Below are 23,393 nucleotides of genomic sequence, written 5' to 3' on the forward strand. Positions count from 1 at the left end.
ACCGCAAGCGCCCGAACAGGGACGGAGGGGTGTGGCGGGCCGCGCCCGGGACGGGGGACGGCCGAGACCGCGGGGCCGTCGGTTCCCCGGGGAACCGACGGCCCCACACGTCCACGTCAGCCGGTACGCGGCTGCGCGCCGCGTGCCGCGAGCAGGTCCGCCATCAGGGCCATCTCGGACTGCTGCGCCGCGACCATCCCCTCGGCGAGGTCCTTCTCCGTACCGGGCACGCACAGCTGTACGCAGCCCTCGGCCATGTCGACCCCGCCCTTGTGGTGGTCGGTCATCAGCTGGAGGTACAGGACCTCGGCCGCCTTGCCACGGGCCTCGCGGAGCCGGTCCAGCTCCGTCTTCGTGGCCATGCCCGGCATCAGCGAGCCGTCCTGGGGCTGATGACCCGCGTCGCCGTGGTCCATCGAGCCCATGTCCATGCCGCCGCCGTGGTCCATGGTCTTGTCCATGGACATCCAGGCCATGGGCTCACGGCCCGACTCGACCTTCGGCAGCCCCCACATGTCCAGCCAGCCCAGCAGCATCCCGCGCTGGTTCGCCTGCGTGTTGGCGATGTCGTACGCCAGCCGGCGCACTTCCTCGTCGTCCGTGCTGTCCCGCACGATGAAGGACATCTCCACCGCCTGCTGATGGTGGACCGCCATGTCACGGGCGAAGCCCGCGTCCGCCGAGTCCGCCGTGGGGGTACGGGGCGCGGCCGGGCCGCCGTCACGCCCGGCCGAGGCCACCGCCGCCGTACCGGCGAAGACCAGCGCCAGGACGACGGCGGTGATCGCCGCCCACTGGGTGCGTGTCGCCCTGCGCGCCGGACGGGCCGCAACGGCCGTGTCGTCGGTGGTGTCGGTGGTGTCGGCGGTGTCGGCCGCCTCCGCGCCGGCCGCCGGGTCCGGGGCGCTCCCCGCCGTCACTGCGCGCCCATTCCGCCCGTGCAGGCGGCGCCCGGCTCAGGGGTCTGCGCGCCCTGCACGTACTTCGTGAAGAACTGGTCCACGCGGGAGTCCGTGGCGCTGTCCACCGTGAGCTGCTTGCCCCACGCGCTCAGCATGATGGCGCCCGACTGGTTCTGCACCGGGCTCATCATCGAGTAGGGCGTCTTCTCCACCTTCTCGCCGAGCGCCTTCACATCGGCGTCGGAGGCCTTGTCGTTGTACGTGACCCAGACCGCGCCGTGCTCCAGGGAGTGCACCGCGTTCACGTCCGGGATCGCTTCCTTGTAGACGTCCCCCTGGCAGTTCATCCAGACCTGGTTGTGGTCACCGCCCACGGGCGGGGTCATCGGGTACTTGACCTGCTCCGTGACGTGGTTACGGCCGAGCTCCTTGGCGTCCCAGGACTTCTCGTCCTTCACGGGCGCCTTGGCCGCCGCCTGCTCCTGCTCCTTCTGCTCCGACTCCTTGTTGAGGAGGTAGGCGCCACCGGCGACGAGGGCGGCCACCACGACGGCGCTCGCCGTGATCGTGATGATGCGACTGCGCCGCTCGCGGGCCCGCTCGACCCGGCGCATCTCCTCTATTCGGGCCTTGCGCTCGGCGGACTGGGACTTGGAAGCCATGATGTGTGTCCTTCTGAGATAACTGCGGAACGCGGACAACTGCGTGACCACGGATCGTGGTTCGGGATATTCGGGAACCCGGCGCGGGGGTGGCCCGGTGCGGGTGCGGGCCCGGCTACGTCCGCAGTACTTGAAGGACGTGGAGATCCGGGGCGCGGGCGAGCGCTCCGGAGCGGGGCACCTGGCCGGTGGGGTACGGCGGTTCGAGGTGCGGGGGCTGGACCTCGCCGGCGAACGGGGTGGCCGGCGGCGGGACGGTGAGCACGGCCGGGCTCTGATGCGGGAAGAGCCCGCAGTCGCCCTTGTCGTACGGGCAGGTGTAACGGGCCTCCGCCTCGGCCCGGTCCAGGACCGAGGTCCCGGCGACCGGGCCGTACGTGGCGCCGCTCGCCGCCGTCGCCGAACCGTCCGGGTGGTGGACGCCGGTCCCGCCCGGGTCAGGACCCAGACAGAGGAAGAGCGCGGCGAACAGCGTCGCCACGGCACTCAGCAGAGCCGTGGGACGCGTGATGCGTATGTGGCCGGGCCGCGATCCCCCCATGAGCGCAGATCGTAGTGCGTATACCCCCGCCGGCAGCAGTGAGGAACCGGTTCCGGTTCCCCTCCGTGACCCCAGACGGTACGAACCGGGCACCGTCGGGGTACAAAGGCGTGAATCCGCCGACCGTCATGCGGACGGCCCTGGTCGGCGCGCTCACCGCGTTCACCGAGGCGGGCGGGGAGCCGGCGGTACCGGGCGAGGACACCGAGCCGTACCCGCTGGGCTGGTCGGACACGACCGTCCGGCACGGTGGCGGCTGACCGGCGCCGGAGTCGATCTTCCGCACCGATCTCGCGCACAATGGGGTTGCGGCCGCCTGTTACCTGGGCATCGGACGAACAGGCACTATGGGCCGCGAGCCCGTACACACGCACGACGCGAAGCGTTGGACGGGGGTTCGCAACGCGCCGGAAATCGTGTGGTGGGATGCTCGGGTGCCCCCGGGGTGCCTCGCGGCATGGGAGCAGGTGGCCTGACCAGCAAGGATGGGTAGGACGGCTAATATGGATAAGCAGCAGGAATTCGTGCTCCGCACGCTCGAAGAGCGCGACATCCGCTTCGTACGCCTGTGGTTCACCGACGTGCTCGGCTTCCTGAAGTCGGTCGCCGTCGCGCCCGCCGAGCTGGAGCAGGCCTTCGACGAGGGCATGGGCTTCGACGGATCGGCGATCGAGGGCTTCGCCCGGGTGTACGAGTCCGACATGATCGCCAAGCCCGACCCGGGCACGTTCCAGATACTGCCGTGGCGCGCGGAGGCGCCCGGGACGGCGCGGATGTTCTGCGACATCCTGATGCCCGACGGCTCGCCGTCCTTCGCGGACCCGCGCTATGTGCTCAAGAGGATCCTGGCGAAGACCTCGGATCTGGGCTTCACCTTCTACACCCACCCCGAGATCGAGTTCTTCCTGCTGAAGACCAAGCCGGTCGACGGCACGCGCCCCACGCCCGCCGACAGCTCCGGCTACTTCGACCACACGCCGCAGAACGTCGGTATGGACTTCCGGCGCCAGGCGATCACGATGCTCGAATCCATGGGCATCTCGGTGGAGTTCAGCCACCACGAGGGCGCCCCCGGCCAGCAGGAGATCGATCTGCGCTACGCGGACGCGCTCTCCACCGCCGACAACATCATGACGTTCCGCCTGGTCATGAAGCAGGTCGCGCTGGAGCAGGGCGTGCAGGCGACCTTCATGCCGAAGCCGTTCTCCGAATACCCCGGCTCGGGCATGCACACCCATCTCTCCCTCTTCGAGGGGGACCGCAACGCCTTCTACGAGTCGGGCGCCGAGTACCAGCTGTCGAAGGTCGGCCGCTCCTTCATCGCCGGGCTGCTCAAGCACGCGGCCGAGATCTCGGCCGTCACCAACCAGTGGGTCAACTCCTACAAGCGCATCTGGGGCGGCTCCTCCCGTACGGCGGGCTCGGGCGGCGAGGCCCCCTCGTACATCTGCTGGGGCCACAACAACCGCTCCGCGCTGATCCGCGTCCCGATGTACAAGCCCGGCAAGACCGGCTCCGCACGGGTCGAGGTCCGCTCCATCGACTCCGGCGCCAACCCCTATCTGACCTACGCGGTGCTGCTCGCCGCCGGTCTCAAGGGCATCGAGGAGGGCTACGAACTCCCGGCGGGCGCCGACGACGACGTATGGGCCCTCACGGACGCGGAGCGGCGCGCGATGGGCATCGAGCCGCTGCCGCAGAACCTGGGCGAGGCGATCTCCCTGATGGAGCGCAGCGAACTGGTCGCGGAGACGCTCGGCGAGCATGTCTTCGACTTCTTCCTGCGCAACAAGAAGCAGGAGTGGGAGGAGTACCGCTCCGAGGTGACGGCCTTCGAGCTGAAGAAGAACCTGCCGGTGCTGTAGGGCCGTAGGGGTGATCCGATCCGGGCCGGCGGGGGCTTCGTGCCGCCGGCCCGCGTACGCTCCTCGGCCGTGAGCTGGGACTAGGCCCTGTCTGACAAATAGAGCCAGGCGGGATTTGTCAGACAGGGCCTAGGCTCATTCTTGAGCTTGGCCGGACCGGGTCGTGGACAGGAGACGGGGAATATGGGGCTGCCGGGACGCAGGAGCAGTACCTTCACCCGCCTGCTGCGGCACGGCTTCACCGATCCCTCCGCCGCCGAGCGGCTGCTCGACGCCCCCGCGATGTCACTCGTTCGGTCCGATCCGCTGCTCCTCGACGCGCTCGGCGCCACCGCCGACCCCGATCTCGCGCTGCGCGGGCTCGTCAGGCTGGCGGAGGCGCAGCGCCCCGACGAGCTGCGGGTGCTGCTGGACACCGTGATCGCGGCGAAGCCGCTGCGGGACCGGCTGCTGGGGGTGCTCGGCTCGTCGGAGGCGCTCGGGGACCATCTGGCCAGGCACCCGGGGGACTGGCATGTGCTGGTCACCTACGAGCTGGCCGATCTGCACCCCGGCGTCGAGGAGTTCGAGCGCGGACTCGCCGAGGCGACCGACCCGGTCTCGCTGCGGGTCGCCTACCGCCGCTGTCTGCTCGCCATAGCCGCCAGAGACGTCTGCGGGACGGCGGACTACGCCCAGACCGCCGCCGAACTGGCCGATCTGGCGACCGCGACCCTGCGCGCGGCGCTCGCCATCGCCAAGGCGGCGGCGCCCGAGGACGCCGCGCTGTGCCGGCTCGCGGTGATCGCGATGGGCAAGTGCGGCGGCCACGAGCTGAACTACGTCTCGGACGTGGACGTGATCTTCGTCGGTGAACCGGCCGACGGGGTGGGCGGTGCGGCCGAGGGCGTCGACGAGGGCAAGGCCATCCAGGCGGCGACCCGGCTGGCGTCCCATCTGATGCGGATCTGCTCCGAGTCGAACAGCGAGGGCACCATCTGGCCGGTCGACGCCAATCTGCGTCCCGAAGGCCGTAACGGACCGCTCGTGCGGACGCTGAGCAGCCATCTCGCGTACTACCAGCGCTGGGCCAAGACCTGGGAGTTCCAGGCGCTGCTGAAGGCCCGCGCCGTGGCGGGCGACCCGATGCTCGGCGCCCAGTACATCGAGGCGGTGTCCCCGCTGGTGTGGCAGGCCGCCGAGCGCGAGCACTTCGTCTCCGACGTGCAGAAGATGCGCCGCCGGGTCGTGGACAACATCCCCCCCGGCCAGGTGGACCGCGAGCTGAAACTCGGTCCCGGCGGGCTGCGGGACGTCGAGTTCGCCGTACAGCTCCTCCAGTTGGTCCATGGCCGCAGCGACGCCACGCTGCGCGGCGGCTCGACCCTCGAAGCGCTGGCCGCGCTGGCGACGGGCGGCTATGTGGGCCGGGCGGACGCGGCGCAGCTGGACGAGGCGTACCGCTTCCTGCGCGCCATGGAGCACCGTATCCAGCTCTACCGGCTGCGCCGCACCCATCTGGTGCCCGAGGACGAGGCGGATCTGCGCCGCCTCGGCCGCTCGCTCGGGCTGCGCGGCGATCCCGTCGCCGAGCTCAACCGGAGCTGGCGGCGGCACGCCTCGGTCGTCCGGCGGCTGCACGAGAAGCTGTTCTACCGGCCTCTGCTCGACGCGGTCGCCCAGCTCGCGCCCGGCGAGATCCGGCTCAGTCCGCGCGCGGCGCGGCAGCGGCTCGAAGCGCTCGGCTACGCGGACCCGGCCGCCGCGCTGCGGCATCTGGAGGCGCTGTCGTCCGGGGTGAGCCGCAAGGCGGCGATCCAGCGGACGCTGCTGCCGGTGCTGCTCGGCTGGTTCGCGGACTCCGCCGATCCCGACGCCGGGCTGCTCGGTTTCCGCAAGGTGTCGGACGCGCTCGGCAAGACGCCCTGGTATCTGCGGCTGCTGCGCGACGAGGGCGCCGCGGCGGAGAATCTCGCGCGGGTGCTCTCGGCCGGCCGGCTCGCCCCCGATCTGCTGCTGCGCGCGCCCGAGGCGGTGGCCATCCTCGGCGACCCCCAGGGGCTGGCCCCGCGCGGCCGTGAGCCGCTGGAGCAGGAGGTCCTGGCGGCGGTCGGGCGCGCGGAGACGGCGGAGGGCGCGGTCGCGACGGCCCGCGGGATGCGCAGGCGTGAGCTGTTCCGTACGACCGCGGCGGACATCATCGGCTCGTACGGCACGGAGGACAGCCCGGCAGAGGAGGACCCGGGGGCGCTGGTCGACCGGGTCGGCAACGCGGTCACCGATCTGAACGCGGCGACGCTCGCGGGCGCCCTGCGCGCCGTCGTCCGCGAGCAGTGGGGCGACACGCTGCCCACCCGCTTCGCGGTCATCGGCATGGGGCGGTTCGGCGGCCATGAGCTGAGTTACGGCTCCGACGCGGATGTGCTCTTCGTCCACGATCCGCGCGAGGGCGTCGGCGAGCACGAGGCGGCGCGCGCCGCGAACGAGGTGGTCGCGGAGATGCGGCGGCTGCTTCAAGTCCCCACCTCCGACCCGCCGCTGCTGATCGACGCGGATCTGCGGCCGGAGGGCAAGAGCGGCCCGATGGTCCGTACGCTCGCCTCCTACGCGGCGTACTACCGGCGCTGGGCGCTGGTCTGGGAGAGCCAGGCGCTGCTGCGCGCGGAGCCGATGGCGGGGGACGCCGATCTCGGGCGCCGCTTCATCGAACTGGTCGATCCGCTGCGGTATCCGGCGGAGGGTCTTGGCGAGGAGGCGGTACGGGAGATCCGCCGGCTCAAGGCGCGGATGGAGTCGGAGCGGCTGCCGCGCGGCGCCGATCCCACCCTCCACACCAAGCTGGGCCGGGGCGGGCTCTCCGATGTCGAGTGGACGGTCCAGCTGCTCCAGCTGCGGCACGGCTGGGCGGAACCCGGGCTGCGCACCACCCGTACCCGGGGGGCCCTGGCGGCGGCCCGCGCGGCGGGTCTGCTCTCGACGGAGGACGCGCAGATCCTGGACGAGGCCTGGGTCCTGGCGACCCGGGTCCGTAACGGCGTGATGCTGGTCAGGGGCAGGCCGGGCGACACCTTCCCGTCGGACGGGCGCGAGCTGAGCGCGATGAGCCGCTATCTGGGGTACGGGCCGGGACATGTCGGGGACATGCTGGACGACTACCGTCGTACGACGCGCAGGGCACGGGCGGTGATGGAGGAGCTGTTCTACGGGGCGGCGACCTGAGGCCGTACCCCGCCCGCCCCCTCGGACGGCCTGTGGTCGCCTCAGACGGCCTGTGGGCGGCGGCGCTCCCGGCGCGGGCGTGGCCGGTCGTCGTCGACATGGCGGGGCAGCCGGTACGGCGTCGCGCCGTACCAGGCGTACGAGAGCGCCATGCCGAACGCCAGACAGAGCATGCCGCCCACCGCGTCCAGCCAGAAGTGGTTCGCGGTGGCGACGATCACCAGCAGGGTGAGCGTCGGATAGAGCAGACCGAGGATCTTCGCCCAGGGCGCCGAGGCGACCGCGAAGATGATCAGCCCGCACCACAGGGACCAGCCGATATGCATCGACGGCATCGCGGCGTACTGGTTCGACATGTGCTTGAGGTCGCCGGACGCCATCGAGCCCCAGGTCTCGTGGTGCAGGACCGTGTCGATGAACCGCCCCCCGTTCATCAGCCGGGGCGGCGCCAGCGGATACAGGTAGTAACCGAGCAGCGCGACGGCCGTGGTGGCGAAGAGCACCAGCCGGGCGGCGGCGTACCGGCCCGGATGGTAGCGGAAGAGCCAGACGAGCACCCCGATCGTGACGAGGAAGTGCAGTGTCGCGTAGTAGTAGTTCATGCCCACGATCAGCCACGTCACCGAATTCATCGCGTGGTTGATGCTCTGCTCGACCGCGATGCCCAGGGTCTTCTCCGTCTCCCAGATCCAGTCCGCGTTCCGCAGGGCCTGCGCCTTCTGCTCCGGGACCGCGTTGCGGATGAGGGAGTACGTCCAGTAACTCACCGCGATCAGCAGGATTTCGAACCAGATGCGCGGACGCCGGGGCGCTCTGCGGCGCTGGAGCCACGTACGCTGCCCGACGGCCTCGCCGCTCGCGTCCTGCTCGGTGCTCGCGCTCGCCGCCGCCGCGGTCGCGCCCGCGACCGCCTCCTCTTCAGCGATGGGTGACGGGGTCACCGTACGGCCGCTCAGGCCTTCCTGTGTCTTCACGGTCGATTCACCCATAGCGAGAGAGTCTGCCAGATTCCCGTTCCCGACCGATCATCCCCCGGACGGGTTCGGGCCGCATTCGCTACACCCTACGGACGACTTCGCGACCCTGATATTCCTTGGGGTCCCGGGGCCGGTCCGGAGGCGGTTGAACCGCGTACCACCAGCTCGGGCATGAAGACGAACTCGCTGTGCGGGGCGGGCGTACCGCCGATCTCCTCCAGAAGCGTACGGACCGCGGCCTGGCCCATGGAGGGCACCGGCTTGCGGATCGTCGTCAGCGGCGGATCCGTGAAGGCTATGAGGGGCGAGTCGTCGAAACCGACGACCGACAGGTCCCTGGGTACGTCCAGACCGAGCCGGCGGGCGGCCCTGATCGCGCCGAGCGCCATCATGTCGCTCGCGCACACCACTGCCGTACAGCCGCGTTCGATCAGCGCGGAGGCCGCCGCCTGGCCGCCTTCCAGAGTGAACAGCGACTGCTGGATCAGCTCGTCCGCCTCCCCGGAGGAGAGCCCCAGCAACTCCTGGACCGTGGCGCGGAAACCCTCGATCTTGCGGAGGACGGGCACGAAGCGCCGGGGGCCGACGGCGAGACCGATCCGCTGATGGCCCAGCGAGACGAGATGGGTGACCGCGAGCCGCATGGCCGCCCGGTCGTCGGGCGAGATGAAGGGCGCCTGGACTTTCGGCGAGAAACCGTCCACGAGTACGAACGGCACGCCCTGGGTGCGCAGCTTCTCGTAGCGCCGCATATCGGCGGAGGTGTCGGCGTGCAGCCCGGAGACGAAGATGATGCCGGAGACATCGCGTTCGACGAGCATCTCCGTCAGCTCGTCCTCGGTGGAGCCGCCGGGGGTCTGGGTCGCCAGCACCGGCGTGTAGCCCTGCCGGGTCAGCGCCTGGCCGATGACCTGCGCCAGGGCCGGGAAGATCGGGTTCTCCAGCTCGGGGGTGATCAGTCCGACCAGCCCCGCGCTGCGCCGGCGCAGCCGTACGGGACGTTCGTAACCCAGCACGTCGAGCGCGGCGAGTACGGACTCGCGGGTGGTCGCGGCAACCCCGGGTTTGCCGTTCAGTACGCGGCTGACCGTCGCTTCGCTGACCCCCGCCTGAGTTGCGATATCGGCAAGCCGTGCGGTCATGTCAGTGGACTGTACCGGGCGTATGTCGGATTGCCCACCGTGCCAGGGGCCGGGCCCCGGCGGCAAGCCCTTGCAAGATCTTGCGAAGCCTTCCCGCCGGGCCGCCGCAGGATGCCTCCGATCCGCCCGGGACCGGCACTGACCTGCACGGTCGGCGCCTGTCGGCTCCCGCGTGTTCCCGGCTGTTCCTGTCAGGAGGGCGGCCGGGTCATCGACAGGACACATGCCGGTAACGATCCCTCGTCCTTGCAGAAATATTCCGCAAGGTCTTTCGGCCATCTTGCAAGGCTGTTACGTTCACGTCCGACCCGGCGCCGCGACGGAGCGGTACGGCAGTTGAAGGAGTTCGGATGCGACGTGGCATAACGGCCACCGCCCTGGCCGCGACCCTGGCCCTCGCGGCGACCGCCTGCGGCAGTGACGGCGATTCAGACAGCGGCAAGAGCTCGGGCGGCGAGCTCTCCGGCACGGTCACCTGGTGGGACACCTCGACCGTGGGCAGCGAGGACAAGGTCTTCAAGCAGCTCGCCGAGGGCTTCGAGAAGAAGCACCCGAAGGTCGACGTCAAATATGTCAACGTGCCCTTCGGTGACGCCCAGAACAAGTTCAAGAACGCCGCGCAGTCCGGCTCCGGGGCGCCCGACGTGATCCGCTCCGAGGTCGCCTGGACCCCCGAGTTCGCCGATCTCGGCTATCTCGCACCGCTGGACGGCACCCCGGCGCTCAAGGACGAGAAGGACTTCCTCGCGCAGGCCGCGGCCTCCACGAAGTACGGCGACAAGACCTATGCCGTGCCGCAGGTCATCGACTCCATGGGCATCTTCTACAACAAGAAGATCTTCAAGGACGCGGGCGTCGAAGTCCCCAAGACCGTCGACGAGTTGAAGACCGTATCGAAGACGATCAAGGACAAGACCGGCAAGACCGGTCTCTATCTGCGCGGCGACGACGCCTACTGGTTCCTGTCCTTCCTCTACGGCGAGGGCGGCAACCTGGTGGACGCGGCGAACAAGACCGTCACCGTCGACAACCCGGCCGGCGTCAAGGCCATGACCGTCGTCAAGGACCTGGTCGACTCCGGCGCCGCCAAGACCGACGCCACCGACGGCTGGGAGAACATGCAGTCGGCCTTCAAGGACGGCGATGTCGCGATGATGATCAACGGTCCCTGGGCCGTCACCGACACCTACGGCGGCGCGCAGTTCAAGGACAAGGCCAACCTGGGCATCGCCCCCGTACCGGCGGGCTCCGTCGGGCAGGGCTCCCCGCAGGGCGGCCACAACCTCGCCGTCTACGCGGGCTCCAAGAACCTGGACGCCTCCTACGCGTTCACCGAGTACATGACCTCCGCCGAGAGCCAGGCCAAGGTCGCCGAGGAGCTGAGCCTGCTCCCCACCCGTACGTCCGTCTACACGCAGCCCGGCGTCGCCGACAACGAGATCGTCGGCTTCTTCAAGCCCGTCGTGGACAAGGCCGTCGAGCGCCCCTGGATCCCGGAGACCGGCAGCCTCTTCGCGCCGCTGGTGACCGAGTACACCAAGGTCCTCACCGGTCAGACCGACCCGGCCAAGGGCGCCGAGGACACCGGCGACGCCTACCGCAAGCTGCTCAAGGGCTGGAAGTAACAGGTAACGGGAAGGAAGGCGGGCCGGCTGATGGCTGTCCACACCAGCCAGTCGGTGGCGTCGGCCGCGGGCGATGACCTCGCCCGCGGCCGCGGCCGCGGCACTGGCACTGGCAAGGCACCCGGCGGACTCCGGGTGTCGACGAGACTCCGGCGCGGTCTCTCGACCCACTGGTACGCCTGGGCCATGGTCGCCCCGGTGGTGGCCGTGATCGGCGTGATCATTGGATATCCGCTGGTCCGGGGTATCTATCTGTCGCTCACCGATGCCAACGAACGCAATGTCGAGCGCAGCATCGGCGTCAACCACCTGCCCGCCACCTATGAGTTCGTCGGCCTCGACAACTACGCCGACGCGCTCACGGGCGATCAGTTCCTCGGCACCCTCGGCTGGACCCTGGTGTGGACGGTCTCCTGCGTCAGCGTCACCTTCGCGCTCGGCCTCGGCCTCGCCAATATCCTCAACCGCCGGATCGCCGGCCGCTCCTTCTACCGGATGCTGCTGATCCTGCCCTGGGCCGTCCCCGGCTTCGTCTCCGTCTTCGCCTGGCGCTTCCTCTACAACGAGGAGCGCGGCTTCCTCAACAGGCTGCTCACGGGCGGCGGCATCGACGCCGTGCCCTGGCTCAACGACCCGACATGGGCGAAGTTCTCGGTCATCGCCGTCAACATCTGGCTCGGCGTGCCCTTCATGATGGTCGCCCTCCTCGGCGGACTCCAGTCCATCCCGGGGGAGATGTACGAGGCGGCCGAGATGGACGGCGCCAACGCCTGGCAGCGCTTCCGCCACATCACCCTGCCGGGGCTGCGCTCGGTCAGTACGACCGTGATCCTGCTCTCCACCATCTGGACCTTCAACATGTTCCCGGTGATCTTCCTGCTGACCCGCGGGGGACCCGGTGAGGCCACCCAGATCCTGGTCACACAGGCGTACAAGTTCTCCTTCGAGATCAGCCCCCGCGACTTCGCGCAGTCCTCCACCTGGGGCGTGCTGATCCTCGTCCTCCTGATGCTCTTCGCCGCCGTCTACCGGCGCGTCCTCCGTAAGCAGGGAGATACGTGGTGACCACCGCCGCCCCCGCCCCTGAGCAGACCGTCCTCCCTGAACGGACCGCCAACGTCCCGCGCCGCGGCCGCCGTTCGCCACTGGCCTCGGTCGCGCTGCACGCGACCCTGATCGTCGCGTCCGTGATCGCCGTCTTCCCGGTGCTGTGGGTCTTCCTGACCTCGCTCAAGCCCGCGAGCTACGCCACGACCACGGACTTCTTCAAAGAGACGACGTTCGAGAACTACACCAACCTGCTGCGGGACACCCCGTTCCTCACCTGGTTCGGCAACTCGCTGATCATCGCGGGACTCACCACGCTGCTCGGCGTGTTCGTGGCCGCCACCACCGGCTACGCCGTCAGCCGCTTCCGCTTCCCCGGCAAACGCGGGCTGATGTGGACGCTGCTGATCACCCAGATGTTCCCGGTCGCCGTCCTGATCGTGCCGATTTACAACATCATGGCGGGCCTCGGGCTGCTCAATCAGTCCGCCGGTCTGGTGATCACCTACCTCACCATCGCCGTACCGTTCTGCGCCTGGATGATGAAGGGCTTCTTCGACACCATCCCCCGGGAGATCGACGAGTCCGGCATGGTGGACGGACTCACCCCGTTCGGCACCTTCTACCGGCTGATCCTGCCGCTCGCCAAGCCGGGGCTCGCGGTGACCGCGTTCTACTCGTTCATCACCGCCTGGGGCGAAGTGGCCTACGCCTCGGCCTTCATGGTCGGCGACGAGAACCTCACGCTCGCCGGCGGTCTCCAGAAGTTCGTCAACCAGTACAGCGCCCAGTGGGGGCCCATGACCGCCGCGTCCGTCCTCATCGCCATCCCCGCCGCGCTGGTCTTCCTCTTCGCCCAGCGCCATCTCGTCACCGGCATGTCCGCCGGTGCCGTGAAGGGCTGAGCGGCCTTGCCCTTACCACCGAGTCCGTACGACGACGGCGGCGCGCGGGACCTGACCGGCCGCGCGCCGCTCCCCACCCCCAGACACCACAGGGACGACATGACCCAGCACCTCGCTGCCCCTCTGACCGGCACGTCCGACGACGCCCCGGGCCACCGCCACGGCTGGTGGCAGGACGCGGTGATCTACCAGGTCTATCCACGCAGCTTCGCCGACGGCAACGGCGACGGAATGGGCGATCTCGACGGGGTACGCCGCCGTCTGCCGTACCTCAGGGACCTGGGCGTCGACGCCGTCTGGCTCAGCCCCTTCTACGCCTCCCCACAGGCCGACGCGGGCTACGACGTCGCCGACTACCGGGCCATCGACCCGATGTTCGGCACCCTGCTGGACGCCGACGCGCTGATCCGTGACGCCCACGAGCTGGATCTGCGCGTCATCGTCGACCTCGTCCCCAACCACTCCTCCGACGCGCACGAGTGGTTCAAGCGCGCCCTGCGCGAGGGCCCCGGCTCCGCGCTGCGCGAGCGCTACCACTTCCGCCCCGGAAAGGGCGCGCACGGCGAACTCCCGCCCAACGACTGGGAGTCCATCTTCGGCGGCCCCGCCTGGACCAGGACCACCGACCCGGACGGCACCCCCGGCGACTGGTATCTGCATCTCTTCGCCCCCGAACAGCCCGACTTCAACTGGGACCACCCGGCCGTCGCCGACGAGTTCCGCTCGATCCTGCGCTTCTGGCTGGACATGGGCGTCGACGGCTTCCGCGTCGATGTCGCCCACGGTCTGGTCAAGGCCGAGGGGCTGCCCGACATCGGCGACACCGGCCAGCTCAGGCTGCTCGACAGCGCCGACGGCGGCACGCCGTTCTTCGACCAGGACGGTGTGCACGAGATCTACCGGCAGTGGCGCAGGATCCTCGACGAGTACCCCGGCGAGCGGATCGCCGTCGCCGAGGCGTGGACCCCGACCGTCGAGCGCACCGCGAACTACGTACGCCCCGACGAACTGCACCAGGCGTTCAACTTCCAGTATCTGAGCACCTCATGGGTGGGCGCCGCGCTGCGCGAGGTCATCGATGTCTCGCTCGCCGCGATGCGCCCCGTCGGCGCCCCCGCCACCTGGGTGCTCTCCAACCACGATGTCACCCGGCACGCCACCCGCTTCGCGAGCCCGCCCGGCGGCGCCACCCAGACGCGCGAGGCCGGCGACCGTACGCTCGGGCTGCGCCGGGCACGCGCGGCGACCCTGCTGATGCTGGCCCTGCCCGGCTCCGCCTATGTCTACCAGGGCGAGGAACTCGGACTGCCCGATGTCACCGACCTGCCCGACGAGGCCCGACAGGACCCCTCGTACTTCCGCGCGGACGGCCAGGACGGCTTCCGCGACGGCTGCCGGGTGCCCATCCCCTGGACGCGCGAGGGCAGTTCGTACGGCTTCGGCGGCGGGGGCAGCTGGCTGCCGCAGCCGGCGGGCTGGGGCGCGCTCAGCGTCGAGGCGCAGACCGGTGACCCCTCCTCCACCCTGGAGCTGTACCGGGCGGCGCTGGCCGTCCGCAAGGAGCACCCCGGACTGGGCGCGGGTGACGCGGTGGAGTGGCTGGACGCGCCCGAAGGGGTGCTGACCTTCGCCAGGCCCGGCTTCGTCTGCACGGTCAACACGACGGACACGGCGGTACGGATCCCCGCGCACGGCCGGGTCCTGGTGGCCAGCGGCCCGGTGTCCGTGGACGGCGCCGAGGCCGAACTGCCCGCCGACACCACGGTGTGGTGGACGGTGTGACCGACCTCCTGCCGCCGGGCGGCGACGGACAGCGGCTCACCGCCGGTACGCCGAGGCTCGCTGACATAGCGGGCCGGGCGTCGGTGAGCGAGGCGACCGTCAGCCGGGTCCTGAACGGCAGGCCGGGCGTCGCGGACACCACGCGGCAGCGGGTGCTCGCGGCGCTCGACACCCTCGGGCACGAGCGGGACGAGCGCTCCCGGCAGGAGGAGCGCTCCGCGCGCGGCCCGAAGCAGCGCGGCGCCGGGCTGATCGGGCTGGTGACCCCCGAACTCACCAACCCGGTCTTCCCCGCCTTCGCCCAGGCCGTCGAACAGGTCCTGGCCGGGCACGGCCACACCCCGGTGCTCTGCACCCAGCTGCCCGGCGGCGCCACCGAGGACGAGCTGGTCGAACAGCTCGTGGAGCGGGGCGTCGGCGGCATCGTCTTCCTCTCCGGGCTGCACGCCGACACCTCGGCCGACCCGGCGCGCTACGCCGCGCTCGCCGCGCGCGGTGTGCCGCACGTACTGATCAACGGCTACAACGAGCGCGTCAACGCGCCCTTCGTCTCGGCGGACGACCACGCGGCCGTACGGATGGCCGTCGGCCATCTCGCCGAGCTGGGACACCGCAGGATCGGGCTCGCGACCGGCCCGCAGCGCTATGTACCGTCCCGGCGCAAGCGCGAGGGCTTCCTCGACGCGTCCGTCGGGCTGCTGGGGCTGGCCTGGAGCGAGGCCGAGGAGCTGGTGTGCTCGACGCTGTTCGGCGTCGAGGGCGGTCAGGTCGCGGCGGACGCGCTGCTCGGGCTCGGCTGCACCGGCATCGTCTGCGCCAGCGATCTGATGGCGCTCGGTGTGGTGCGGGCGGCCAGGGGGCGCGGGCTCGGGGTGCCGTACGACATCTCGGTCGTGGGGTACGACGACTCGCAGCTGATCGCCTTCACCGACCCGCCGCTGACCACGGTCAGACAGCCGGTGCGCGCGATGGCCGCGGCGGCCGTCGCCGCGCTGCTGGAGGAGATGGCGGGCAGCCCCATGCAGCGCACCGAGTATGTCTTCCAGCCCGAGCTGGTGGTACGCGGCTCCACCGCGGGAGCGCGCGTACCCGGGCGCCACTGACCCTTTCCGCACCACCGCCAGTGCACAGAGCCGCACCACCCGCACCACCGCACGCACCACCGCACCACCGCACGCACCACCGCACCACCCGCACCGCAGAGAGCCGCACCACCGTCACCCGCACCTCCCCCCACCAGTGTTGTTGGAGGAACCGAATGGCTCGCAGAACTCTGGCCGCCGCGCTCGCCCTCGTGGCGGGCGCCTCGGTCGCGCTCACGGTCCCCGCCGGGACCGCCCAGGCGGCGCCGCCCGGTGGCAAGGACGTCACCGCCGTACTGTTCGAGTGGCGCTTCGACTCCATAGCCAAGGCGTGCACGGACACCCTCGGCCCGGCCGGCTACGGCTATGTACAGGTATCCCCGCCCCAGGAGCACATCCAGGGCGGCCAGTGGTGGACCTCGTACCAGCCCGTCAGTTACAAGATCGCCGGGCGGCTCGGTGACCGCGCCGCCTTCTCGAACATGGTGAACACCTGCCACGCGGCGGGCGTCAAGGTCGTCGCCGACTCCGTCATCAACCACATGGCGGCCGGTGACGGCATCGGCACCGGCGGCTCCTCGTACACCAAGTACAACTACCCCGGTATCTACTCGGGCTTCGACATGGACGACTGCCGCTCGCAGATCAGCAACTACGGCGACCGCGCCAACGTACAGAACTGCGAACTGGTCGGGCTCGCCGATCTGGACACCGGCGAGGAGTACGTACGCGGCCGGATCGCCGCGTATCTGAACGACCTGCTGTCGCTCGGCGTCGACGGCTTCCGGATCGACGCCGCCAAGCACATGCCGGCCGGTGATCTCGCCAACATCAAGAGCAGGCTGACCAATCCGGGCGTCTACTGGAAGCAGGAGGCCATCTACGGCGCGGGCGAGGCCGTCTCGCCGAGCGAGTACCTCGGCAACGGTGACGTCCAGGAGTTCCGGTACGCCCGCGACCTCAAGCGGGTCTTCAACAACGAGAACCTCGCCTATCTGAGGAACTACGGCGAGGGCTGGGGCTATATGGAGTCGGGCAAGTCCGCCGTCTTCGTCGACAACCACGACACCGAGCGCGGCGGCGACACCCTCAGCTACAAGGACGGCGCGAACTACACGCTCGCCAATGTCTTCATGCTGGCCTGGCCGTACGGCTCGCCCGATGTGCACTCCGGCTACGAGTGGAGCGACAAGGACGCCGGTCCGCCCAACGGCGGCACGGTCAACGCCTGCTACAGCAACGGCTGGAAGTGCCAGCACGCCTGGCGCGAGATCTCGTCGATGGTCGCCTTCCGCAACACCACGCGCGGCCAGGCCGTCACCAACTGGTGGGACAACGGCGGCGACCAGATCGCCTTCGGCCGGGGCTCGGCGGGCTATGTGGCCATCAACCACGAGGGCTCCTCGCTCACCCGCACCTTCCAGACCTCGCTGCCGGGTGGTACGTACTGCGATGTGCAGAACGGCAGGACGGTGACGGTGAACGGCTCGGGGCAGTTCACGGCGACACTCGGCTCGAACACCGCCGTCGCGCTGCACACCGGTGCCCGCACCTGCTGACCGCCGGTCCGCGCTGAGCCGCTGACACAGCGGTCGGCGCACAGGAAACGGCCGTCCGGCGACCCGCCTCCCCGCTCCGCGTCGCCGGACGGCCCCTTTCCCGTACCCGTGTACCCGCGTACCCGCGTACCCCTCCGCGCCCGTACCCCCGACCTCTCCCCGATCCCCCGATCCCGCATATCCGAGGAGATCCCGCGTGAAACGCCCGCCCCTGCGAAGAACGGCCACCGCCGTCCTCGCCGCCGCCCTGTGCGCGGCGCTGGTGCCCGCCCTGCCCGCCGCCGCGTCGGTGGCCGAGCGGCCCGCCGTGTCCACGCCGCCCGCCCCGCCGTCGGACGCCCGGCTCGCCGCCGAGCCCGCGCGCCACGATCTGACCCGTGAGCAGTTCTACTTCGTCCTGCCCGACCGGTTCGCCAACGGTGACAGGACCAACGACCGCGGCGGGCTGACCGGTTCGCGGACCTCCACCGGATACGACCCCACCGACAAGGGCTTCTACCAGGGCGGCGACCTCAAGGGCCTGACCGACCGGCTCGACTACATCAAGGGGCTCGGCACCACCGCGATCTGGCTCGCGCCGATCTTCAAGAACAAGCCGGTGCAGGGCGAGGGGAAGGACGCCTCGGCCGGCTACCACGGCTACTGGATCACGGACTTCACCCAGGTCGACCCGCACTTCGGCACCAACGCCGAGCTGACGAAGCTGATCGACAAGGCCCATGACAAGGGCATGAAGGTCTTCTTCGACGTCATCACCAACCACACCGCGGACACCGTCGACTACGCGGAGAAGCAGTACGGCTACCGGCCCAAGGGCGCCTATCCGTATCTCGACAAGGACGGCCGTCCCTTCGACGACCGCGGCGACGGCGCCGGTGAGGGCTTCCAGAACGCCGACGCGGACTCCTTCCCGTACACCCCCCTCGTGCGTACGGGCGAGCAGAAGGTCCCGGCCTGGCTCAACGACCCGATGATGTACCACAACCGGGGCGACTCGACCTTCGCGGGCGAGAGCGGCGAGTACGGCGACTTCGCCGGGCTGGACGATCTGTGGACCGAGCGTCCCGAGGTCGTCTCCGGGATGGCGAGGATCTACGAGAAGTGGGTCCGCGACTTCGACATCGACGGCTTCCGCATCGACACCGTCAAACACGTCGATCTGGACTTCTGGACGCAGTGGGCCACGGCGCTCGACGCGTACGCGGCGAAGCGCGGCCGGGACGACTTCTTCATGTTCGGCGAGATCTACTCGTCGGACACCGCCGTCACCTCGCCGTATGTGACCCGGGGGCGGCTGGACGCCACACTCGACTTCCCGTTCCAGGACGCGGCGCGCGCCTACGCCTCGCAGGGCGCGCCGGCCGAGCGGCTGGCGAAGGTCTTCGCGGACGACTACCGCTACACCACCGACAAGGCCAACGCCTATGAACAGGTGACCTTCCTCGGCAACCACGACATGGGCAGGATCGGCACCTTCCTCGCCCAGGACAACCCGGGGGCCTCCGACACCGAGCTGACGGGGCGCGCCCGGCTCGCCAACGAGCTGATGTTCCTGTCCCGGGGCAACCCGGTGATCTACTACGGCGACGAGCAGGGCTTCACGGGCGCGGGCGGCGACAAGGACGCCCGCCAGACGCTCTTCGCCTCGAAGACCGCCGACTATCTGGACGACGAGCAGCTGGGCACGGACCGTACCCACGCCTCGGACGCCTACGACCCGGGGCACCCGCTGTACCGGTCGATCGCCGCGCTCTCCAAGCTCACCAAGGCGCACCCCGCGCTACGGGACGGAGTCCAGACCGAGCGGTACGCGAAGGACTCCGTCTACGCCTTCTCCCGCACCGACGCCAAGGCGCGCACCGAGTACGTCGTCGCCGTGAACAACGCCGCCGGCGCCAAGACCGTGGAGATCCCGGTCGGCTCGGCCGCGGGCACCGGCTTCCGTACGCTGTACGGCGGTTCGGGCGCGGACGCGGGTACGGTGCGCGCCGGGGACGGCGGCAGCGTCAAGGTGACCGTACCCGCGCTCTCCTCGCTGGTGCTGAGGGCCGCGAAGCCGCTGCCCGCCCCCGCCGCCAAGCCCGCGATCACCCTCAAGGCCCCGGCGCCCGGTGCCACCGGCACCGTCGAACTGACCGCGGACATCACCGGCGGACAGCTCAACCGGGTTGTCTTCGCCGCCCAGACCGGCGACGGAAAGTGGCGCACCCTCGGCACCGCCGACCACGCCCCGTACCGGGTCACCGACCACATCGACACCGCCGCCGGAACGCCCCTGCGCTACAAGGCCGTTGTCGTCGACAGCGCGGGCCGTACCGCGAGCGCGACCGCCGCCTCGACGGCAGGACAGACGCCCGCGCCCGAGAAGCCGAGCGCGGTCGAGCGCGACTACGCGGTCGTCCACTACCAGCGGCCCGACGGCGACTACGAGGACTGGCGGCTCACTTCCGGTACCACGACCGCCGCGTTCACCGGCCGGGACGCCCACGGAGCCTTCGCCTGGATCAAGGTCCCCGAGGGCGCGTCGAGCATCCCGTACACCGTGGCGAAGCCCGGCGCCCCGGACGAGGGCCCGCAGCGCACCATCGACCTCGCGCGTACCGGCGAGGTATGGATCACGCAGGGCGCGGACGGCCAGTCCGAGCAGGCGCCCGACGGCGCCTACCCGCCGCAGGACACCACGAAGGCGACCGTCCACTACCGCCGCGCGGACGGCGACTACGCCGGCTGGGGGCTGCACACCTGGACGGGCGCGGCCTCGCCCACCGACTGGTCGAAGCCGCTCCAGCCGGTACGGGAGGACGCGTACGGCGTGACCTTCGAGGTCCCGCTCGCCGCCGGGGCCACCTCGCTCAGCTACATCCTCCACAAGGGCGACGAGAAGGACCTCCCCACCGACCAGTCCCTGGACCTCGCGACCTACGGCAACGAGGTGTGGCTGCTCGCCGGGCAGCCGAAGTACCTGCTGCCGCAGGTCGGTTCGGGACCGAGCCTCGATCTCTCCAAGGCCGAGGCCCAGTGGATCGACACCGACACCGTCGTCTGGAAGGTGAAGGCGACCGCCGCGACCAGCCGGCAGCTGGTGTACGCCCGCGACGGCGGCATCACCGTCGAGGACGGCGCGCTCTCCGACGAGGGGCAGTGGCTGCGGCTCTCGCCCGCCGCGCTCACCGACGCGCAGAAGGCCGCGTACCCGCATCTCAAGGACTATCCGGCCTTCACCGTGGACGTACGCGACCGGGACAGGATCCGTGAGTCGCTGTCCGGGCAGCTGATCGCCACCCAGCGGGCCGCCAACGGCGCGCTGCTCGCGGCCACCGGCGTCCAGACGCAGGGCATCCTCGACGACCTCTACAGCGCGCGGGCGGTCAAGGCGTCGCTCGGACCGGTCTTCACCGGCGGGCGTCCCGTCCTCTCCCTCTGGGCACCGACCGCGCAGCGGGTCGCCCTCGAACTCGACGGCCGTACGGTCCCGATGAAGCGCGACGCGGCCTCCGGCGTCTGGTCCGTGACCGGCGAACGGAGCTGGGCGGGCAGACCGTACCGGTACGCCGTGACGGTCTGGGCGCCGAGCGTCCAGAAGGTCGTCACCAACAAGGTCACCGACCCCTACTCGACCGCGCTCACCACCGACTCGGCCCGCAGCCTCGTGGTGGATCTGGCCGATCCGAAGCTGGCCCCCCAGGGTTGGTCGACGCTCAAGAAGCCCGCCGCCGTCCCGCCGCGCGACGCGCAGATCCAGGAGCTGCACATCCGCGACTTCTCGATCGCGGACCGCACCTCGGACCACCCGGGCCGGTATCTGGCCTTCACGGACCGGGGCTCCGACGGCATGAAGCGGCTGGCGCGGCTCGCGGATTCCGGTACGTCGTACGTCCATCTCCTGCCGGCCTTCGACATCGGCACCATCCCGGAGCGCGCCGCCGACCAGGCCACCCCCGGCTGTGATCTGAAGGTGTACGCGCCCGACTCGGCCGAACAGCAGGCGTGTGTGGCGCGGACCGCCGCGAAGGACGCGTACAACTGGGGCTACGACCCGCTGCACTACACCGTGCCGGAGGGCTCCTACGCCTCGGACCCGGAGGGGACCCGGCGTACGGTCGAGTTCCGGCGGATGGTGCAGTCGCTGAACGGCACCGGCCTGCGGACGGTCATGGACGTCGTCTACAACCACACCGTCGCGAGCGGACAGGCCGACAAGTCCGTCCTCGACAAGATCGTGCCGGGCTACTACCAGCGGCTGCTGGCGGACGGCTCCGTCGCCACCTCCACCTGCTGCGCCAACACGGCGCCCGAGAACGCCATGATGGGCAAGCTCGTCGTGGACTCGGTCGTCACCTGGGCCCGGGAGTACAAGGTCGACGGCTTCCGCTTCGATCTGATGGGCCACCACCCGAAGGCCAATATCCTCGCCGTACGGAAGGCGCTGGACGCGCTGACCGTCGCGAAGGACGGCGTCGACGGCAAGAAGATCATCCTCTACGGCGAGGGATGGAACTTCGGCGAGATCGCCGACGACGCCCGCTTCGTCCAGGCCACCCAGAAGAACATGGCGGGGACCGGGATCGCGACCTTCTCCGACCGGGCCCGGGACGCGGTGCGCGGCGGCGGCCCCTTCGACGAGGACCCCGGCGTCCAGGGCTTCGCCTCCGGCCTCTACACCGACCCCAACTCCTCCGCCGCCAATGGCACGCCCGCCGAGCAGAAGGCCCGGCTGCTGCACTACCAGGACCTGATCAAGGTGGGGCTGACCGGGAGCCTCGCTGACTACACGTTCACCGACACCTCCGGGCGCACGGTCCGCGGCTCCGAGGTCGACTACAACGGCGCGCCGGCCGGCTACGCGGCCGTCCCCGGCGACGCGCTGGCCTACGCGGACGCCCACGACAACGAATCCCTCTACGACACGCTCGCCTTCAAACTGCCGCCGTCGGTCCCGGCCGCCGACCGGGCCAGGGCGCAGGTCCTCGCGATGGCGACCGCCACGCTCTCCCAGGGCCCGGCCCTCTCCCAGGCGGGCACGGACCTGCTGCGCTCCAAGTCCCTGGACCGCAATTCGTACGACAGCGGGGACTGGTTCAACGCGATCCACTGGGACTGCCGCGACGGCAACGGCTTCGGCCGGGGGCTGCCGCCCGCCGCCGACAACGAGGACAAGTGGCCCTATGCCAAGCCCCTGCTGACGGCTCCGGCGCTCACACCCGGCTGCGCGCAGATCGACGGAGCCTCCGCGGCGTACCAGGATCTGCTGCGGATCCGCACCACGGAGCCGGCGTTCAGCCTCGCCTCCACGGACGCGGTCAGGTCCGCCCTGACGTTCCCGCTGTCCGGGCCCGACGAGACGCCGGGCGTCATCACCATGCGGCTCGGTGATCTGGTCGTGGTCTTCAACGCGACCCCGGCGGCTCGGGACCAGCGGGTGGCGGAGCTGGCGGGGCGGCCGTACGCGCTGCACCGGATCCAGGCCGGGGGAGCGGACCGTACGGTCAAGGAGTCCCGTTACGACCGGAGTTCGGGGACGTTCACCGTGCCCGCGCGGACGGTGGCGGTCTTCGCGGCGCAGGGGGCGTGAGGGGCGTGAGGGGCGCCGCCAGGGGTGTGAGCGGCGTGAACGGGTTTATCCACCGAGGCGACCGAACAATGTGCACTCTCGGTTGCTTCTGACCGTTTCCCACCACGGGTGTCAGTGTTGGTGCCCAACTGGTCCAGACTGTCCCCGTGGTGGGACACATTCCCGAAGAGACGACCAGCTTCGTAGGGCGCAGGACCGAACTGGTCCGCCTGGCGAGCGCGTTCGAAGAACACCGGCTGATCACCCTGACCGGAAGCGCGGGCATGGGCAAGAGCCGGCTGGCGCTGCGTGCCGCCGAGGGGGCGGGCGGCCGGTTCCCGGATGGTGTGTGGTGGGCGGATCTGTCGCCGTTGTACGACGAGAAGCTGTTGCTGGGGACGGTGTGTGATGCCGTCGGGCTCTCGGATCATTCGCTGCGTTCGCCGGTGGAGGCGCTGTGCGAGTGGCTGGCGGGGCGGCGGTTGCTGCTGGTGCTCGACTGCTGTGAGCGGATGGTGGCGGCGGTCGGGCATCTGGTCGGTGAGCTGCTGACGG

Annotated in this window: 15 protein-coding genes and 1 pseudogene; 11 read left to right on the forward strand and 5 right to left on the reverse strand. The window is 70.3% G+C overall.

What is annotated here, in order from left to right; genetic code table 11:
* Positions 1 to 116: 116 nt before the first annotated feature.
* From M1203_RS38020 to M1203_RS38030, 3 genes are all read right to left on the reverse strand, one after another.
* On the reverse strand, positions 117 to 785 hold the full coding sequence (locus tag M1203_RS38020) for a DUF305 domain-containing protein (RefSeq protein ID WP_249954453.1): 669 nt from the start codon (positions 783 to 785) through the stop codon (positions 117 to 119).
* Between the two features lie 131 nt (positions 786 to 916).
* Positions 917 to 1,564, reverse strand: coding sequence for a DUF3105 domain-containing protein (locus M1203_RS38025; protein ID WP_249954441.1), 648 nt, complete (start codon positions 1,562 to 1,564; stop codon positions 917 to 919).
* Positions 1,565 to 1,679: 115 nt separating this feature from the next.
* Positions 1,680 to 2,105 carry a hypothetical protein gene (locus M1203_RS38030; RefSeq protein WP_249954442.1) on the reverse strand — a complete coding sequence of 142 codons (426 nt, stop codon included), beginning with the start codon at positions 2,103 to 2,105 and terminating at the stop codon, positions 1,680 to 1,682.
* A 110-nt stretch (positions 2,106 to 2,215) separates the two neighbouring features.
* Between M1203_RS38030 and M1203_RS38035 the strand changes: the two genes are divergently transcribed.
* The 3 genes from M1203_RS38035 (at position 2,216) to M1203_RS38045 (ending at position 7,168) form a co-directional block, all read left to right on the forward strand.
* Positions 2,216 to 2,365 (forward strand): hypothetical protein, encoded by a 150-nt coding sequence (locus tag M1203_RS38035; RefSeq protein WP_374404808.1) that lies wholly within the window; start codon positions 2,216 to 2,218, stop codon positions 2,363 to 2,365.
* Between the two features lie 243 nt (positions 2,366 to 2,608).
* Positions 2,609 to 3,970: a glutamine synthetase family protein gene (locus tag M1203_RS38040; protein ID WP_249954443.1), complete on the forward strand. Its 1,362-nt coding sequence runs from the start codon at positions 2,609 to 2,611 to the stop codon at positions 3,968 to 3,970.
* A 183-nt stretch (positions 3,971 to 4,153) separates the two neighbouring features.
* Complete coding sequence (locus M1203_RS38045) at positions 4,154 to 7,168, forward strand: bifunctional [glutamine synthetase] adenylyltransferase/[glutamine synthetase]-adenylyl-L-tyrosine phosphorylase (RefSeq protein WP_249954444.1); 3,015 nt, start codon at positions 4,154 to 4,156, stop codon at positions 7,166 to 7,168.
* 41 nt (positions 7,169 to 7,209) lie between these two features.
* On the opposite strand, the gene M1203_RS38050 is transcribed toward M1203_RS38045, so the two are convergent.
* Entirely contained in the window at positions 7,210 to 8,157 is a 948-nt protein-coding gene (locus M1203_RS38050) for a phosphatase PAP2 family protein (RefSeq protein WP_249954445.1), read from the reverse strand.
* 74 nt (positions 8,158 to 8,231) lie between these two features.
* Complete coding sequence (locus tag M1203_RS38055) at positions 8,232 to 9,287, reverse strand: LacI family DNA-binding transcriptional regulator (protein ID WP_249954446.1); 1,056 nt, start codon at positions 9,285 to 9,287, stop codon at positions 8,232 to 8,234.
* Between the two features lie 350 nt (positions 9,288 to 9,637).
* Here M1203_RS38055 and M1203_RS38060 point away from each other — a divergent pair, with 350 nt between their 5' ends.
* From M1203_RS38060 to M1203_RS38095, 8 genes and pseudogenes are all read left to right on the forward strand, one after another.
* Complete coding sequence (locus M1203_RS38060) at positions 9,638 to 10,912, forward strand: extracellular solute-binding protein (RefSeq protein ID WP_249954447.1); 1,275 nt, start codon at positions 9,638 to 9,640, stop codon at positions 10,910 to 10,912.
* 30 nt (positions 10,913 to 10,942) lie between these two features.
* Positions 10,943 to 11,977 (forward strand): carbohydrate ABC transporter permease, encoded by a 1,035-nt coding sequence (locus tag M1203_RS38065; protein ID WP_249954448.1) that lies wholly within the window; start codon positions 10,943 to 10,945, stop codon positions 11,975 to 11,977.
* Entirely contained in the window at positions 11,974 to 12,864 is an 891-nt protein-coding gene (locus tag M1203_RS38070; protein ID WP_374404809.1) for a sugar ABC transporter permease, read from the forward strand. Before M1203_RS38065 ends, M1203_RS38070 begins: the two co-directional genes overlap by 4 nt.
* A gap of 99 nt (positions 12,865 to 12,963) precedes the next feature.
* Positions 12,964 to 14,646, forward strand: a complete 1,683-nt coding sequence (locus tag M1203_RS38075; protein ID WP_249954449.1) for a glycoside hydrolase family 13 protein — start codon at positions 12,964 to 12,966, stop codon at positions 14,644 to 14,646.
* Positions 14,631 to 15,749, forward strand: a complete 1,119-nt coding sequence (locus tag M1203_RS38080) for a LacI family DNA-binding transcriptional regulator (RefSeq protein ID WP_374404810.1) — start codon at positions 14,631 to 14,633, stop codon at positions 15,747 to 15,749. The genes M1203_RS38075 and M1203_RS38080 overlap by 16 nt, the downstream gene beginning before the upstream one ends.
* Positions 15,750 to 15,904: 155 nt before the next feature.
* Positions 15,905 to 17,284: pseudogene (locus tag M1203_RS38085) on the forward strand (alpha-amylase family protein); the annotation flags it as partial.
* Positions 17,285 to 17,483: 199 nt separating this feature from the next.
* Positions 17,484 to 22,859: a pullulanase-type alpha-1,6-glucosidase gene (gene pulA / locus M1203_RS38090; protein ID WP_249954451.1), complete on the forward strand. Its 5,376-nt coding sequence runs from the start codon at positions 17,484 to 17,486 to the stop codon at positions 22,857 to 22,859.
* Between the two features lie 146 nt (positions 22,860 to 23,005).
* Positions 23,006 to 23,393 (forward strand): NB-ARC domain-containing protein (locus tag M1203_RS38095; RefSeq protein ID WP_374404811.1); only part of this gene is annotated, 388 nt, incomplete at its 3' end.

Source organism: Streptomyces sp. 35G-GA-8 (assembly GCF_023534745.1).
In the GTDB taxonomy this organism is placed as follows: Bacteria; Actinomycetota; Actinomycetes; order Streptomycetales; family Streptomycetaceae; genus Streptomyces.

Excerpts from the sequence above, each read along its gene's own strand:
- M1203_RS38025 (WP_249954441.1), bottom strand. The coding sequence starts at position 1,564 with ATGGCTTCCAAGTCCCAGTCCGCCGAGCGCAAGGCCCGAATAGAGGAG.
- M1203_RS38030 (WP_249954442.1), bottom strand. The coding sequence starts at position 2,105 with ATGGGGGGATCGCGGCCCGGCCACATACGCATCACGCGTCCCACGGCT.
- M1203_RS38045 (WP_249954444.1), top strand. The coding sequence starts at position 4,154 with ATGGGGCTGCCGGGACGCAGGAGCAGTACCTTCACCCGCCTGCTGCGG.
- M1203_RS38065 (WP_249954448.1), top strand. The coding sequence starts at position 10,943 with ATGGCTGTCCACACCAGCCAGTCGGTGGCGTCGGCCGCGGGCGATGAC.
- M1203_RS38055 (WP_249954446.1), bottom strand. The coding sequence starts at position 9,287 with ATGACCGCACGGCTTGCCGATATCGCAACTCAGGCGGGGGTCAGCGAA.
- M1203_RS38075 (WP_249954449.1), top strand. The coding sequence starts at position 12,964 with ATGACCCAGCACCTCGCTGCCCCTCTGACCGGCACGTCCGACGACGCC.
- M1203_RS38060 (WP_249954447.1), top strand. The coding sequence starts at position 9,638 with ATGCGACGTGGCATAACGGCCACCGCCCTGGCCGCGACCCTGGCCCTC.
- M1203_RS38040 (WP_249954443.1), top strand. The coding sequence starts at position 2,609 with ATGGATAAGCAGCAGGAATTCGTGCTCCGCACGCTCGAAGAGCGCGAC.
- M1203_RS38050 (WP_249954445.1), bottom strand. The coding sequence starts at position 8,157 with ATGGGTGAATCGACCGTGAAGACACAGGAAGGCCTGAGCGGCCGTACG.